Source organism: Vibrio sp. Vb0349 (assembly GCF_033338975.1).
Genome location: NZ_JAWOTS010000001.1, coordinates 703,724 through 718,221 on the forward strand (window position 1 = coordinate 703,724; position 14,498 = coordinate 718,221).

General features: G+C 44.0%; 13 protein-coding genes. 7 read left to right on the plus strand and 6 right to left on the minus strand.

Going from position 1 to position 14,498, the window contains the following annotated elements; translation table 11 throughout:
- Window positions 1-143: 143 nt before the first annotated feature.
- Window positions 144-752: a LysE family translocator gene (locus R7Q47_RS03130; protein ID WP_154203933.1), complete on the minus strand. Its 609-nt coding sequence runs from the start codon at window positions 750-752 to the stop codon at window positions 144-146.
- A gap of 161 nt (window positions 753-913) precedes the next feature.
- Between R7Q47_RS03130 and R7Q47_RS03135 the strand changes: the two genes are divergently transcribed.
- Window positions 914-2,272: a PLP-dependent aminotransferase family protein gene (locus tag R7Q47_RS03135; RefSeq protein ID WP_053350629.1), complete on the plus strand. Its 1,359-nt coding sequence runs from the start codon at window positions 914-916 to the stop codon at window positions 2,270-2,272.
- Between the two features lie 294 nt (window positions 2,273-2,566).
- Here R7Q47_RS03135 and R7Q47_RS03140 read toward each other — a convergent pair whose 3' ends face one another.
- On the minus strand, window positions 2,567-3,169 hold the full coding sequence (locus R7Q47_RS03140) for a helix-turn-helix domain-containing protein (RefSeq protein WP_025768446.1): 603 nt from the start codon (window positions 3,167-3,169) through the stop codon (window positions 2,567-2,569).
- 45 nt (window positions 3,170-3,214) lie between these two features.
- Here R7Q47_RS03140 and R7Q47_RS03145 point away from each other — a divergent pair, with 45 nt between their 5' ends.
- From R7Q47_RS03145 to R7Q47_RS03155, 3 genes are all read left to right on the plus strand, one after another.
- Window positions 3,215-3,919 carry a B3/4 domain-containing protein gene (locus R7Q47_RS03145; protein WP_213901306.1) on the plus strand — a complete coding sequence of 235 codons (705 nt, stop codon included), beginning with the start codon at window positions 3,215-3,217 and terminating at the stop codon, window positions 3,917-3,919.
- A gap of 1 nt (window position 3,920) precedes the next feature.
- Window positions 3,921-4,547 carry a LysE/ArgO family amino acid transporter gene (locus tag R7Q47_RS03150; RefSeq protein WP_053350632.1) on the plus strand — a complete coding sequence of 209 codons (627 nt, stop codon included), beginning with the start codon at window positions 3,921-3,923 and terminating at the stop codon, window positions 4,545-4,547.
- A gap of 281 nt (window positions 4,548-4,828) precedes the next feature.
- On the plus strand, window positions 4,829-5,848 hold the full coding sequence (locus R7Q47_RS03155) for an alpha/beta hydrolase family protein (RefSeq protein ID WP_053350633.1): 1,020 nt from the start codon (window positions 4,829-4,831) through the stop codon (window positions 5,846-5,848).
- 123 nt (window positions 5,849-5,971) lie between these two features.
- Here R7Q47_RS03155 and R7Q47_RS03160 read toward each other — a convergent pair whose 3' ends face one another.
- Window positions 5,972-6,778 carry a sulfite exporter TauE/SafE family protein gene (locus tag R7Q47_RS03160; protein ID WP_130545527.1) on the minus strand — a complete coding sequence of 269 codons (807 nt, stop codon included), beginning with the start codon at window positions 6,776-6,778 and terminating at the stop codon, window positions 5,972-5,974.
- Between the two features lie 122 nt (window positions 6,779-6,900).
- Between R7Q47_RS03160 and R7Q47_RS03165 the strand changes: the two genes are divergently transcribed.
- Window positions 6,901-7,695 carry an AraC family transcriptional regulator gene (locus R7Q47_RS03165; RefSeq protein ID WP_005389423.1) on the plus strand — a complete coding sequence of 265 codons (795 nt, stop codon included), beginning with the start codon at window positions 6,901-6,903 and terminating at the stop codon, window positions 7,693-7,695.
- A gap of 265 nt (window positions 7,696-7,960) precedes the next feature.
- Here R7Q47_RS03165 and yidZ read toward each other — a convergent pair whose 3' ends face one another.
- Window positions 7,961-8,917, minus strand: coding sequence for an HTH-type transcriptional regulator YidZ (gene yidZ / locus R7Q47_RS03170; RefSeq protein WP_033907131.1), 957 nt, complete (start codon window positions 8,915-8,917; stop codon window positions 7,961-7,963).
- Window positions 8,892-10,097, minus strand: coding sequence for an MFS transporter (locus R7Q47_RS03175; RefSeq protein ID WP_151515445.1), 1,206 nt, complete (start codon window positions 10,095-10,097; stop codon window positions 8,892-8,894). The genes yidZ and R7Q47_RS03175 overlap by 26 nt, the downstream gene beginning before the upstream one ends.
- A gap of 576 nt (window positions 10,098-10,673) precedes the next feature.
- On the opposite strand from R7Q47_RS03175, the gene R7Q47_RS03180 reads away from it, so the two are divergent.
- Entirely contained in the window at window positions 10,674-11,924 is a 1,251-nt protein-coding gene (locus R7Q47_RS03180) for a DEAD/DEAH box helicase (protein WP_053350636.1), read from the plus strand.
- Window positions 11,925-12,075: 151 nt separating this feature from the next.
- On the opposite strand, the gene R7Q47_RS03185 is transcribed toward R7Q47_RS03180, so the two are convergent.
- Entirely contained in the window at window positions 12,076-12,492 is a 417-nt protein-coding gene (locus R7Q47_RS03185) for a VF530 family DNA-binding protein (protein ID WP_053350637.1), read from the minus strand.
- 418 nt (window positions 12,493-12,910) lie between these two features.
- Here R7Q47_RS03185 and R7Q47_RS03190 point away from each other — a divergent pair, with 418 nt between their 5' ends.
- Window positions 12,911-14,368 carry a DUF3360 domain-containing protein gene (locus tag R7Q47_RS03190; protein WP_005375642.1) on the plus strand — a complete coding sequence of 486 codons (1,458 nt, stop codon included), beginning with the start codon at window positions 12,911-12,913 and terminating at the stop codon, window positions 14,366-14,368.
- Window positions 14,369-14,498 lie beyond the last annotated feature (130 nt).

Below are 14,498 nucleotides of genomic sequence, written 5' to 3' on the forward strand. Positions count from 1 at the left end.
GTTATTCCACGATACCATGTGTTTTCATTCAAAAGAGCCAGACCGTTAGGCTGACTCTTTTTTGTCCCAAAGTGCGTTACAATTCAAAATCCGAATTTAGATAATTGGCAATTTTATACATACAAAACTCTGCTCTTTGCCATTCAGGCAGAGTGCCCCAAAACTGGTAACAATGATATGAATGTTATCGTCGCTAGGCTGATGTTGAACACGCGCTGTCTTAATACGGTATTGAGATAAATACGAATTTTTTTACCAACCCAGACCCAAGTAATATTTGCAAACAGTCCGAATGTCGTAAACACGAAAGTAATCAATGTAACAGAGAGCCAATAGTTAGAAGGGAGACTATAACTTGTGACCAAAGCAAGTGATGCCATCCAAGCCTTCATATTACCCAGTTGAAACAACGTAGCCTGAGTTACGTTGATTGGTTTGCTTTTAGTGGGTTTGCCTGCGAAAGGGTTAGTACATAGCAGCTTAATCATCAGCCAGAACATGTAAACCAGACCGATGTATTTTATAGCGAGATACCAACTTGGATGAGTTTGTAGGGCAACACCGACACCACATGCACAAAGCAGAATTAACCCTATTACGCCAATACGGATACCAATTAGGTGTCGCCATGATTTCCTTATACCAAATTGTGCCCCTGAGTTGGCGAGCAATAAGTTATTTGGGCCGGGTGTTATGGCGGTGACAAACGCAAATAAACTCATCGCTGGAGTTAGGTCCGATAATGTTGTCATTTCTTTTCTTCTCAAATTAGTGCTGATAAGCCAAGAATAAAGGGATGAAGTGAGAGAGACCTACTGTTAATGCGTCATGGTGACAATTCTTTGATTTCATTTTCGTCAGGCCTTATTTATCCTGAATACAAGAGTTAATTGTACCCCTTCGGAGAGAGACAATGTTAGTCCCTGATATATCGGGTCGTTCCGGACCTAAGTTTATGGCACTGGCTGAAGCGATTGCAGAGGTGATAGAGAGTGGTGAACTCGAACCAGACACTAAATTACCTCCTCAGCGTATTTTATCTTATCGCTTAGGTGTGACGGTTGGAACGGTGACGAGGGCATATAGGGAGCTAGAGCGGAGGGGCTTAACGGAACCAAAAGTAGGAAGCGGTACTTATGTACGTAACAGAGAAACTGAACTGAACCACTTTTATCATCCGGTATTGGAAGAAAAAGGCATTGATCTGGCACGTTGCCGACCTTTGCTATTATCGCAACCGAAATTTCTTGCGAATGCGTTGAAAGAGCTATCACACGAGGAAATTGCGCAGGCAGCCGTGCTGGATTACTACTCCGCTGATGGCATTCGGGGTCATAACGAGACTCTTCGACAATGGCTGATGACCAAATTCAATATCGATATTGATGCACGGCGTCTAGTGTGGACTCATGGAGGGCAACACGGGATATCGTTGATTATTCAATCTCTAAGCCGCCCTAAAGATACAATTCTTGCTGAAGGGCTGTGTTATCCAGAGTTCATCTATGCATGTCAGCAATCCGAACGAAAGCTAGTGCCAGTAAAAGTCGATGAACATGGATTAGATCCAGAAGATCTGGCTTTGCACTGTAAGAGGCATCGCCCAAAACTGCTTTATCTTACGCCGGGAATACAGAACCCGACCGGAGCTCAGTTAACGGATAGCCGAAGACTAAAAATCATAGAGATATGTCGTCGTTACAATGTGTTGATTATTGAGGACGATGTTCTCTACTGCCCACCGTCTCATCGAAAGAGTCCCTTAGTTGCTATTGCTCCAGATATTACCTTATACGTGGGCAGTTTTTCTAAATACTTTGCAGGTGGATTGCGGCTGGGTTTCATCATTCTGCCTTTGTCGTTCAAAGATTTACTGCAACGTGCGCTACGAGCCAGTTGTATGTATGTTAGCCCTTTGATAATCGACCTTGTTTGTCGTTGGTTAACTAGCGGAGCTATGCAAGCCGTGGACAAAGAGATAGCGATGGAACTCAGTGCACGTCATCGGATCTGGAAGGCAGTATTTCCCGAAATCCAGATTGGTGTTCCTGGTTACAATGTGTGGCTACCTTTGCCTGAGCCATTAACAGGGTATCACTTTAACCAGTCGTTGTTGAAACATGGTGTCAGAGTGAGGGAAGCGGAAATGTTTGCTGTGGGTCGGTATGAAGTGCCGGCAGCAGTGAGGATATCACTTGCAGGTCCATTAAGCCGATTACAATTGCAATCAGCTTTAGATATCGTAAGAGAGCAAATCACACGGTTAACTTAAGTTTCATAGTTCACATGGATTGTTCAATATCTAACTATTCAATGCTCTATTAGGATTGAACACACCGATATACATAAAGTGCTCAAAGTCTCAAAAGTTACTTGAAATCTGAAACTCGCTTAGACGTCTTTTGGGCAGCATCGAGTTGATTCATCTTTGTCGAGAACCTTCATGTTGAGTACTTTCTAACGCAAAAGTGCCCCATTGTTACTTGGGGCTAGTACTAATCCATCTATTGTGAGTATGGCTTTGCCTTAATAAATCTTATTTGAACTCGCCTCTAAATGAGTGGGCTTATCGATGTAACTCAGCAACGCTCATAGTGAAAACTAAATCCGAATCTGCTTGGTTTGAGTAGCTGTGAGGGACATCCGTTTTAGCTATAGCGGACTGACCTTCATGCAGTTCTATGGCTTTCCCATCAATATTCAAAGTGAGTATTCCAGACTCAACATGAAAAAGTTCAAACGTGCCTTGTGGATGACCTGCTGATTCAAAAACTTCTGATGGTTTCATATTCCAGCGCCACAACTCAATCATATCTGGGCCGCTTGTTCCCGCCAGAAGTTTTGCGCTACCACCGTGCTCGCCAGTCCAAAGCGTTGGAATGTCCTCTTTATCAATGATGTTGACTGTTGGATTACTCGCAACATTCACAATATCGGCAACCGAAATCCCAAGGGCAGCAGACAGTTTACACAACGTCGAAATGCTAGGGTTAGCTGCCCCTTTCTCTACTTCTACTAACATGCCTTTACTTATCCCTGCTCTTTTTGACAGGGCATCCAGTGACAACTTGAGCCTTTTTCGATGTTCCTTGATCCTTGCGGCTACCGCTTGATTAATGAAATCAGCATCAGTGCCACTATCGGTCGATATATTGACTTTTTTGGTCATTGTAATGTATCTTGCATGAAAATGAATCACTGAAGGAATTATCTAATGGTTGTTGTAGTGCCGTCAATCGATGCTCGAATTTCCCAGATTGCACCAGAGTTCAAAGCATTGAGCATATCCGTTAAAGGAACGGAAGTTCAGAGCCAAGAGTATGCAAAACGGGTTCTGCAAGAAGCATGTACTTCCGTCATTGAGAACGACTATCCATGGGCAGAATCACACATCAATGCGTGGGGAGACGTTTTTCGTCAATTTGGCGCTAAACCAACTCGAACCCCTTGCTCGGCTGCTGCACTGCGAAAACGAGTATTGAAAGATGGAGGAATGCAGAGCATTGACCCTATTGTGGATATTTATAATGCCATCAGTATTCGATACGCCATACCCGTAGGTGGTGAAGATATGGACAGTTATCAAGGAACGCCAACACTCACTATCGCAGATGGCTCTGAATCCTTTGACACCATGAAAAATGGTGAGGCTTCAATTGAAAACCCTGATGTTGGGGAAGTAATTTGGCGCGATGAAGTAGGCGTTACTTGTCGTCGTTGGAACTGGAGGCAGGGTGTCAGAACCCGAATTGAATCTGACACACGTAACATGTGGTTTATTCTAGAAAGCTTGCCTGAAATGCCACTAGAACACTTGCAGGAGGCGGGGCAAGAAATGATTAAACACTTGCAAGTGATCATGCCTGATTCAGTGATAGAGCAATCGTTGGTGTTTGCTTCAAAATCCATTGAGGTTTGATGTGATAAATACTTTGTTAACGGGTGCCGTTGTTTCTGGAAGTTTGATTGTCGCAATCGGTAGCCAAAATGCGTTTCTATTAAAGTGCGGATTAAAAAAGCAATACGCACTGTCCGTTGCCACTATCTGCTTTCTTGGAGACATTCTACTGATCAGTACTGGTGTACTTGGTATAGGGACACTGCTCTATAAAGCACCATTATGGAAAGACCTTTTGACTCTTGGCGGCGTAGTATTTCTTTTCTGGTATGGCTACCAATCTGCAAAATCAGCATGGAATGGTTCAAGTCACCTAGAGTTGGAAAATTCGGACATTGCCCAGAGTTGGTTAAAAGTCGTTTTAATGGCGATGGCTATCACTTTTTTAAATCCACATGTCTATCTGGATACGGTGGTGATCCTTGGTGGTGTGACTGCTCAAATGGAACCTGATGAAAAACTATTGTTTGTTATAGGGGCACTGATTGCATCAGGGATCTGGTTTTATGGATTAGTGTATTTGGCTAACAAGTTGATCCCACTTTTTAGTAAGCCAAGAACATGGAGAATTTTAGATTCTGCGATTTCATGCATCATGTTTGGTATTGCATTGAAGCTCGCAACACCTCTGTTAAGCCAATACATATAGAACGTCTCGATAAAGCTGCATTTCCAATAACTAAACTGCTCCTGCCAGATTGGACACAGATTTTCCATACCAGAAGTTATTCGCATTTTGCTAATTTAAGTAAATGCTCTAAATCATTTCTGTCCAAGAGAGTGCTGGCGCAGTTCAAAGTAGGCACTTGCTTTGGGTTACTCGACTCCAAGTAACTTTATTGCTATGTTTCGCAAAATATATGGAGAATCTCCTGCGCGTTATTTTTCTAGATGCCGTGCAGAATAATGTGTTGACCGGCTGAGGGAAAAATGAAAACCAAAATAATAATGTCTTTTCTACTCGCTACATTGTGTGTCAGTGCCAGCGCCAGTACGAATGAGCCGAAATACCATTCTGCGCTAACAATCAAAACGGGATTCAGTGAAGACAGAGATAAGCCAGTAGAAGTCTATTATTGGTATCCCACAACGAACGAAAAAAACAATTTCACGTTTGGTAGGGGGAACATTTTTAAATCAGTCGAAACGCAGTTAGATGCCCCTTTAGCAAGTGGAAAATTTCCCGTTGTGCTTTTGTCGCAGGGCGGAACACGGTCAGCGTTTTCCCACAGTGGTTGGATAGCCTCGAGCCTGGCGCAACAAGGTTATGTCGTTGTGGTACCAAAGCCTCCTGCACCGAACGAAATCAATGCAGAAATGGCTGTTGATGAAATCACATTCAGAACCAGTGATTTGGTGCTTGGGCTGAACGAATTAAGTTCGGTCGGGATACTGTCCGGAGGCGTAGATACTGATGCAGTGCAGGGGGTCGGCTTTTTTCTGGGCGGCACATCTATGCTGATGCTCTCCGGAGCGCAAATAAGCCCGGAGAAATATCGAACATCGTGTCACAACGCCACCAATGTAGACTGTCATTGGTTACGTGAAAATAACGTTGATATTACCAGCATCCCGGATCAAAAATTCCCCCGATTTCAGTCTGAAAACAAACTGAAATCGGTCGTCGTTATCAACCCTGAGCTAACGAAAACTTTTGTCCCTGAAACTCTGGCCTTGATGAACAATGCTATCACCGTGGTGACGCTTTCTGATCGGCTACATCCCGCACTGACACCAGCCGAATCACTTGTTGATCTTCCCAATGTGACGTTTCAAGAGATTCCTAGTGCGAGTCAGTTTAGTGCGTTCGCAGAATGTACTGAGCGTGGCATTAAAATTCTCGCATCAGAAGGGGAGGAAGCACTTTGCCAGGAGCGTGACGAGGTTTCCAGAAAGGACAATCATCAGCACATTTTGGATGTAATTCTGGCCAGGTTAACAAAGTCATAAGAGTGCAACAATGAGGAGCTTTCTTACACATTGTGTGCTTGGACCAGCAAAGCGAGAAGTAAGTTTTTGCAGGCTTATCCTTTCACCATAGTGCAAGGCCTACTAGTGACCGTGTTATTTGCTCTAACTAAGTACTTGTACCAACATTTTGAAACTTAGAAGAACACACAAAATACCAACGACTTTCTTAAGAACTTTATTTGGGAAATACTCTGCACAACGCACGCCGAGGCTAGTAGTTAAGTAGCTACTAATGGAGAAGCTGAGCATTGCAGGAAGGTATATGTATCCTAATACTAAGTTGTTCCAATCTGTGTTTCCCCATCCGTTTAACATGTAACCGAGGCTTCCTGACAGCGCGATAGGGAAACCTATCGCAGCAGAGGTACCAATAGCACGTTTTACCTCAAAATTTTGCTGGACAAGATAGGGGATGATCAACCCCGCACCGCTTATAGAGACAAGTGCTGATACAGAGCCAATCACCGAGCCTACAGTGATATTACCGATAGCCCCATGTGGGTTAGGGTTGTACTCATTTTCAGTGTTGAGAAACATCTTATAAGCAACATACAACATGAATACGCTGAAAAAGCCTGCCAGATAGACTCCTTGTAGATACGATGCTACGAATGTGGCGCAAAATGTTCCGACTAGAACTCCGCTCAACATTTTTACTACCATTGTCGAGTCTACATTCTCTTTTTTGTAGTGAGCGCGCATGCTGCCCAATGTTGTAATAATCATCGAAGCCATTGATGTCCCTAACGCAAGATGCACTACTTCCGTATCAGCTATTCCCTGTAGTGAAAATAGAAACGCAAAAATAGGGACGGCCATTCCACCACCACCCACACCAACGAGTCCAGCGAGAAAGCCAATGCCCAAGCCTGCTGTAATGTAATAGATAATAAAGATAGGTTCGTTCATGATGGTTCTGCCTTCGATAAAATGATCGTTGCTAAAATGTTACTCGAACGCTAACTTGCTATGGTAACGTTAAGAGGACAGAAAATAATGAATAATGGCCAAAATGGAATTGAGTAAATAAAGTGACAAACTCTGATTACAGCGAATGGAAAAATGGCGCCGCACTGATCGCTAAGGAGTGGCAGCATGAAAGGAGCGACTTCAACCATTTGGATCAACGGCCACATAATTGGCACAGTCATCATCGAGGCCAGTTACTGTGTATAGATGAAGGGCTAATTCAGGTCAAAACCGATGAAGGAACGTGGATACTACCACCTCATCGAGCTGGTTGGATCCCCCCGGGTGCGATGCACAGTGTTTATTTTTGTGGTTCTCTGAAAGGTCGTTCATTACTGTTTACTCCAGAGAGTTGTGAGCGGTTTCCAATGAGACCTTGTGTTATCCAAATGAGCGATGTGTTGAAAGCCCTATCGGTTAGAGCATCGATATGGAGCAAAACAGACGATCTATCCATACAGTCTTTACGTATTCTCGCCGTAATATCCGATGAAATCGTCAATAGCCCTCATGAGTCACTCCACATCCCACTGCCCAGAGATCCGAGACTGCAAAAAGTTACTCAAGCAATTTTAATAGACCCAAACAGCAAGCATTCTGTAGAGCATTGGGCCAATATTGGGGCAGTCTCATCTCGGACGTTAAGACGATTGATTCGAAGTGAGTTAAACATGAGTTTTAGTGAATGGCGGCAACAAGTACTGCTAATACATTCATTAGAAATGATAGCTCGAGGGGAATCGGTGGGAGATATTGCACATGCTTTAGGTTATTCGACGCCCAGTAACTTTATTGCGATGTTTCGTCGGGTTTATGGCGATTCACCCACGCGTTACTTTTCGAGTCGTGGCATATAGTTGCCAAGAGCTTACCTAAATTAGGTTCGTTTTTATGTACTGAGGCTTTTACATACATTTACTCACCCAACATAAGCAAGTGCTTCTAGCTTCTTTCTGCCTCAAATGAGCTGAAATCAATTTCGAAGTGGATAATAGAGTTCAAGATTTTAAAATATTTAATCTAATGGAAGGCAAGACCATACTCCTACGGTTATTGACAACATAAGGGGGGGGGGGGAGAATGTCTATTCCTTTGCTTTAAATGTACTTAAACATTAACCGTTCAACTTGTGCCATACAGGCTCTTTATCGTCTCCCTCAACCACACGATTTTAGGGTTCTGGTTATTGCGCTTGTGCCAAATCATAGTAAATGGAATCAGTAGCTTGTGCTGATAATCTTCAGCAACGGGGATAGGCAACGCTATTAAGTTGGGGTGAAGCTGTTCGCAGTATCGCTGACAATATTTTGGTGCTGTGGTTAACATTTGATGGTCGGGCTTTTCTGCAACAAATAAAGCTTGCTCGAAACTCGCCATCGTTAGGCTAACGTTTCGAGTGTGTCCCTGCTCAGCCAAGATCTCATCCAACACCCAACTGTCATTTTTCTCCCATGCTACATTGATATGGGCATAGCTTAAGAAAGTATCCAAATTCCACTCTTGCTTGAGCGCAGGATGATCTTTGCGGACATACACCATAGGTAAATCTGAGAACAACACTTCGAAGTTAATGAAATACGGTAGCAGTTCTAACGACTCTTTGGAGCGAGGATGGCTTTCGCGGCCAGTAAAACCAATATCCACTTCACCGCTAGTGATGGCATCTAATGAGTCCTCATCCCAGTTATGGTACTTTACCGTTGAGTCTGGGTAAAAGTCATGGATTCGTTTGGTCAGTTCGTCGACCATGATGAGTGACAATGGCGACTCTACTCCAAGATGAAATTTAACTCCGCTTGGAACATCATCACCTCTGAGTGAAACAATCTGGTTACCGATCTGCATCCAGTCTGACAAAAGCACTTGCACGTTTGTCGCGAGATTTGTTGGCTTTAGGCCTTGCGGCGTATTCACAAAAAGCGGGTCATCAAACCAAGCGCGCAATTTGCCTAAAGACTTACTCACGGTTGAGGGAGTTACATTAAGTTTTTTCGCCGTTTTAGTAACACTCTGCTCTTGCAGTAGCAATTGCAGAGTGAGCAGTAAATTAAGATCAAGTCGGGCAAGAGATTTCTTCATGAGGCTCACTAACGTTCTGATTTGGAAATAATAATATTATGGAGAGTCCAATAACGCTACTAGCAACCAACGCTATCATTAACATCATCACAGCCGACACACCTAACGTCGCCATCAACCAAATGTAAAGTGCAGACCAAGAAACCTGACCTATGCCAAGCATAGAGCTTGCAAGTCCAGCTTTGCGTGAGAACTGGCTTAACGCTTGGCTCATCGCCACACCAAACCCCATTGGAAAACTCATGCTGAGCAGAGTGAATCCTACCATATAAAGTGTCGGACTATCGCTATTCAAGTGAGCCGCGAGAATAACGATAGCCGACAGAAAATTGGTCATTTGTGCAGCGAACATCAATGTGGTTTGTTTGAAGCAAGAAAGAGCAAATGGAACTGAAAACGATGTCGTCATACCTACCATCGCGAGTAGTGCCATCGTTGTTGAATATTCGCCTCGAGTAAAACCAATTGAATCCATTATTATCATTGGTGACGTATTTACATAAGAGAGAATAGCTGTGACGCCTAAAGATGTATAAATAACGCGCGATATGAAAAAGAGGTTAGATAGTGATTCGTCCGAAGCTTCACTCACATTTAAAGTTGTGCGCTTGGTTTTAGGCAAGGTTTCTTTTAAGACAAAGCAAGCAATTAAACCTATCACAACACCCATTATCGCCATGGCAGTGAATAACACGGGCCACGGAAACTTGATCATAATCAGATTGCCGATCACGGGGGCAAGTACTGGAATAGAGCAGATAATTCCATTGAGCATCGATAGAACCTTAGCTCGCTCTGGGTCCCCTAGAGTGTCACGCAAAATGGCAAAGGCCACTACATAGCAACATGCGGCACCTACGCCTTGGAAAAAGCGAATTATTAGGAAGCTATTACTGGTCTCAGCAGAGCCCGCGAACATTGATGCAAGGGTAAAAATCACTGCACCGCAAATGGCAACAGGTTTGCGTCCTAAACAATCAGCAGTTCGCCCAACAAAAACCATAGTCGATGCTAGACCAGCGAGGTAAATAGAAAAAGCAATATGAAGTTGTGATTCGCTGGCAGACAGGTCATGGGCGATTTGTGGTAAAGCAACCAAGTAGAGATCTATTGCCGTAGGATAAAGCAACACAAAGGCGAAGCTACATATCAGATATCGGGATAAATTAATTTTTTCCATTACTACCTCGTGAAGGAATTGGGCTTACGAGGATGATATGCAACATTACTCATCTTGGCGCGTTACCTTTCTGACAACAGGTATTTCCATATACGACATCAGTAACGATTGTGGCTATAGCAGTCAAATTTGCCCTAAGAAGAACCGTGGTATTGGGAGAAAGTAATCTATACAACCGAGTCCACTACATTAGTTAAATAGACAACGATGGACATTAGTGACCTGGAGTTTTCTCAAGCTATATTAAGCTCTCAAAACCACAGAGCTTAAATAGTGTGGTTAAGCCTTTGATTCGGATGTGGCCTGCCTTTGTAATCTCTTTCCCCAAAATACAATGTGTTTTGCTTTACAGGAGTCAGAATGCCTGGCTCCTTTTCCCTTTGCTTGTCGTGAGCGCTACCATCTTGGTCGTAGAGTATTGGTTATCGAAACCATTAACTCATGTTAGTGAAAGGAAGTTCCTGAACCCTATAGTGCTTCTTTCACCAATCTTCTGTTTGGGCCATTATTTCTAACATCCAGACGCGAAATAGCATAAGATACACGGCCTTTACTAGCACTGAGCCACTCATCGTAATGACAGATAAAACACAGCAAGCGACATTTGCCGATCTTGGCCTGATTCCAACATTAGTCGAGCGACTAGAAGCGTTGGAATACAGCCAACCGACGCCTATTCAATCCCGTGCTATTCCTGATATCCTTGAAGGGAAAGATATTATTGGTGGTGCCAATACGGGTTCTGGTAAAACCGCTGCTTTTTCGCTGCCAATCCTGCAAAAAATTGTTCAGCAAGACGGATCAAACAATCGCCGTGGTAACTTCGTTTCTCACCTGATTTTAGTTCCAACTCGTGAGTTGGCATCACAGGTGGCATACAACGTCAAATCTTACTCATACCATCTTAGAGATAAGATCAAAACGGTTGCCGTATTTGGTGGTGTATCGGTGAACCCACAAATGCTAGCGCTTCGCGGTGGCTGTGACATTATCGTAGCTACGCCGGGTCGATTACTTGATCTGGTATCCAGTAACGCGATTAAGTTGAACCAAGTAGAAACGCTCGTCCTTGACGAAGCCGACCGAATGTTGAGCCTCGGATTTACCGAAGAACTCAATAAGATTCTTGCGTTACTGCCAGAGAAGAAACAGACGCTGTTATTTTCTGCTACTTTCCCTGATAAAGTCACGACGCTGGCTCAGCAGTTGCTCCGCGACCCTGTTGAAGTTCAGTTGCAGAGCGCAGAAGCCAGCACTTTGGTGCAGCGCGTGTTTAGTGTAAATAAAGGTGAGAAGACGGCGGTACTCGCGCACTTAATCAAACAGCATCAGTGGCGACAGACTCTGATTTTTGTGAACGCTAAGAATGCCTGTAACCATTTAGCTCAAAAGTTGTCAAAACGCGGTATTACCGCTGAAGTTTTCCATGGTGATAAAGGGCAGGGCGCTCGTACTCGTGTCCTTGACGGTTTTAAGTCTGGCGAGATTCAAGTTCTTATTGCCACCGATATCGCAGCACGCGGCCTTGATATTGAAAAACTTCCAGTGGTGATTAACTTCGATCTTCCGCGTAGCCCTGCTGATTATATGCATCGAATCGGTCGTAGTGGTCGTGCTGGTGAAGTAGGTTTAGGGTTATCTCTTATCGATTACGACGACTACCACCATTTCAAAGTGATAGAAAAGAAAAATAAGTTCCAACTTGAACGCGAGCAGGTAGTCGGTTTTGAAGTGGAAGACGATCAGAGTGAAGCCTACTTTTTACCAATGAAGCCGCGAGCGAAGCCAGCAGGTACGGGTAAAAAGAAGAAAAAGCGTAATCAATAGAAAACGTAAACTACATGTGAGTTTACTTACGGGAGTTGCTGGAGAAAGGGAATGCTCACTAGCTTGAGTCTTCGCTTCTAGCCATTCCTTTAAAGAACAATAGAGCCCTGCTGGAGCTACCAGTAGGGCTCTATTGCTTTTCAAGATAGTGTTATTGGCGACGAGCAGGGCGTCCGCGAGGTGAACGCTTTTTAAATGCAGACGCTGCTTTGGCTTGTGACTTAAGAATAGAGTCAATGGTTAGCGGCATTGGCTCTTTAGGTTCAAGGCCATGAGGGAAGGTACGAGCTCTTGGTGGTAAGTTGTATTCTTCTTCGCTCGCGCGTGGCATGCGCTTAAAGCGATAAAGGTAAAAGTTTTCTAATTTTTCTCTCGCCCATTCGGTTTTCTTTAAATACTTCACGCTACTTGCAATCGAAGGCTTAGTGTTAAAGCAATTAAAACGCATTGCTGTATCTAAAATGTCCCAGCCGTAAAAATCCACTAACTCTTGCAACATAGTCTCTAGCTTTAATCCGTGCAGTGGATTGTTCTGTTGCAGCTCGATTCTCTCTTCGTCAGTCATCATTTTTAAGGGCCTTACTCATTAAAGGGCGGAGTTTAACAAAGTATACAATGTAGAGATATCTATAGTTACTTTGCGATGGATGCGAGCACAGTGCTCTCTACCTTGAAAGTATAAATCGGAATTGGCCGCTCTACTTGGCTCTCTGCTCAAAAATGACTCTTAAAAGTTCAAGCGTCCCAGCTCGATGTTAAATTATTGTGTAATAAGTGAGATTTTTGTTGTTCTTTTACTAATGTCTAATATTCCTACCCATAGCAACACATGCTTAATAAGCTCAAAATCAAAATTGGTTCATGCCGCTTTCTTAGTATGGCCTAGAAGTTTGATGTGGGTGTTGTCTCGTATTGGTCGAAGGTCTGTCTACCAAGCGAAACTCTAGTTGACGTAGTTCAACGTTGAAACATAAAAGGATGACTCAATGTCTGACAAAAGTAAGACTTTTTACAGGGATGTGCGCAAAAAACCGCATGAATTTGAAAACCGAGAAGACTTTCTAAATCATGATTTAACCGTCATGAGTTTCCGTCGCTGGGGAATTCATTTGCCCTCACGTGATTACAGTATTGAAATCGAAGACTGGGTACCGGCATTAGCAGCAACCATTGGTAAAGTGGTTATGGTCACTGCCATGGTTTCCGCTTTTGCTGCTCAGTTTGGTTTATCTCCGGAATTCATTGCAGAAAACGTGCGTTACGAATTACTTATCGCTGGAGCCCTGTTCGTCATCCTGTTTTCTGCCATCCTAAACCCGAATGCAAACTTAGCGGGAACCCATGGCCCAATGATACCGCTGATTCCTATGATTGCAGCTGCAGGAGGGCACCCTCTCGCGCTAGGTTTGATGGTATGTGTTTTTGGGTTAATTCTCGCCTTAACCAAAGGTGGCTCTAAACTCATGACTCTGACTGGTATCGGGGTTCGAGGAGGGTTGTTGATCTACCTTGGTGCCGTTGGGTTGCTCGGGCAAATTAATAAGACGGAAGCGTGGGCTGCAAGTACGGACCAAGGTTACATTTCGTTTGTGGTCATAGGCCTAACCGTTATGGTTTACGCTTACTTAGCCAAGATCAATAAACGTTGGCTCGCTATCCCATTGTGCTCTGCACTCGCGGGTATTGTTGCTTATTTGATGGGCGCTGAGTTTGCCTTTACCACAGAACCGGGCCTGCCTAATTTCAGTCCATTCTACTGGTGGGGTGAAGATACAGGCTGGCAGCTAGGCTGGCCAACCCTAGAGCACTTTATTGCCGTGACTCCATTTGCTCTACTGGCAGTCGCTATGTGGTCCCCTGATTATCTCGGCCATCGTGTGTTTCAAGAACTTAACTACCCAAAAGAAGCGAAAGGTGTACTCATGGATGTCGACGACACGATGGTCGGAGCATCTGTTCGTCAGGGGGTTGGTTCACTCTTAGGGGGCGGAAACCTAGCTTCTTCTTGGGGAACGTACATGATTCCTGCCGCAATTGCCAAGCGTCCTATTCCAGGTGGCGCTCTGTTGACGGGTTTCATGTGTATTGCGGCGGCGGTAATTGGCTACCCAATGGATCTAGCAATGTGGGAACCTGTTCTGCGCGTTGCTTTGATTGTGGGTGTATTCTTACCACTCCTTGAAGCGGGTATGCAGATGATCCATAAGCATAAAGATTCACTCAGTGCAGGTATCTGTATTTTTGCCTGTGCATTCGTTAATCCAGTCTTCGGTTGGGCAATCACGATGCTGTTGGATAACCTCGGGCTTATCGGCGACCATGAGCGTGCTAACGAACTATCGCGCAAAGATAAATATCTGATTCCTGGCACTGCGTTTATCGTTTGTGCAGGCTCCCTTGCTATTGTTGGTCAGCTTCCAGGCATTCCAGCTCTTATCGGTTAATCGAATTATGCTCTAAAGGTATAGTGAGAGCAGTGAGTAAAGGGACTTGCTTCTTAAAATAGTAGACAAAAACAAAAAGCTACCTAGTACCAGGTAGCTTTTTGCATGTAGGGTTAGGCTACGGAGTTAG

What these genes read in the sequence shown, in the direction of transcription:
- R7Q47_RS03175 (WP_151515445.1), bottom strand. Translation starts at nt 10,097, where the DNA reads ATGGAAAAAATTAATTTATCCCGATATCTGATATGTAGCTTCGCCTTT.
- yidZ (WP_033907131.1), bottom strand. Translation starts at nt 8,917, where the DNA reads ATGAAGAAATCTCTTGCCCGACTTGATCTTAATTTACTGCTCACTCTG.
- R7Q47_RS03145 (WP_213901306.1), top strand. Translation starts at nt 3,215, where the DNA reads ATGGTTGTTGTAGTGCCGTCAATCGATGCTCGAATTTCCCAGATTGCA.
- R7Q47_RS03160 (WP_130545527.1), bottom strand. Translation starts at nt 6,778, where the DNA reads ATGAACGAACCTATCTTTATTATCTATTACATTACAGCAGGCTTGGGC.
- R7Q47_RS03185 (WP_053350637.1), bottom strand. Translation starts at nt 12,492, where the DNA reads ATGATGACTGACGAAGAGAGAATCGAGCTGCAACAGAACAATCCACTG.
- R7Q47_RS03180 (WP_053350636.1), top strand. Translation starts at nt 10,674, where the DNA reads ATGACAGATAAAACACAGCAAGCGACATTTGCCGATCTTGGCCTGATT.
- R7Q47_RS03140 (WP_025768446.1), bottom strand. Translation starts at nt 3,169, where the DNA reads ATGACCAAAAAAGTCAATATATCGACCGATAGTGGCACTGATGCTGAT.
- R7Q47_RS03190 (WP_005375642.1), top strand. Translation starts at nt 12,911, where the DNA reads ATGTCTGACAAAAGTAAGACTTTTTACAGGGATGTGCGCAAAAAACCG.
- R7Q47_RS03155 (WP_053350633.1), top strand. Translation starts at nt 4,829, where the DNA reads ATGAAAACCAAAATAATAATGTCTTTTCTACTCGCTACATTGTGTGTC.
- R7Q47_RS03135 (WP_053350629.1), top strand. Translation starts at nt 914, where the DNA reads ATGTTAGTCCCTGATATATCGGGTCGTTCCGGACCTAAGTTTATGGCA.
- R7Q47_RS03130 (WP_154203933.1), bottom strand. Translation starts at nt 752, where the DNA reads ATGACAACATTATCGGACCTAACTCCAGCGATGAGTTTATTTGCGTTT.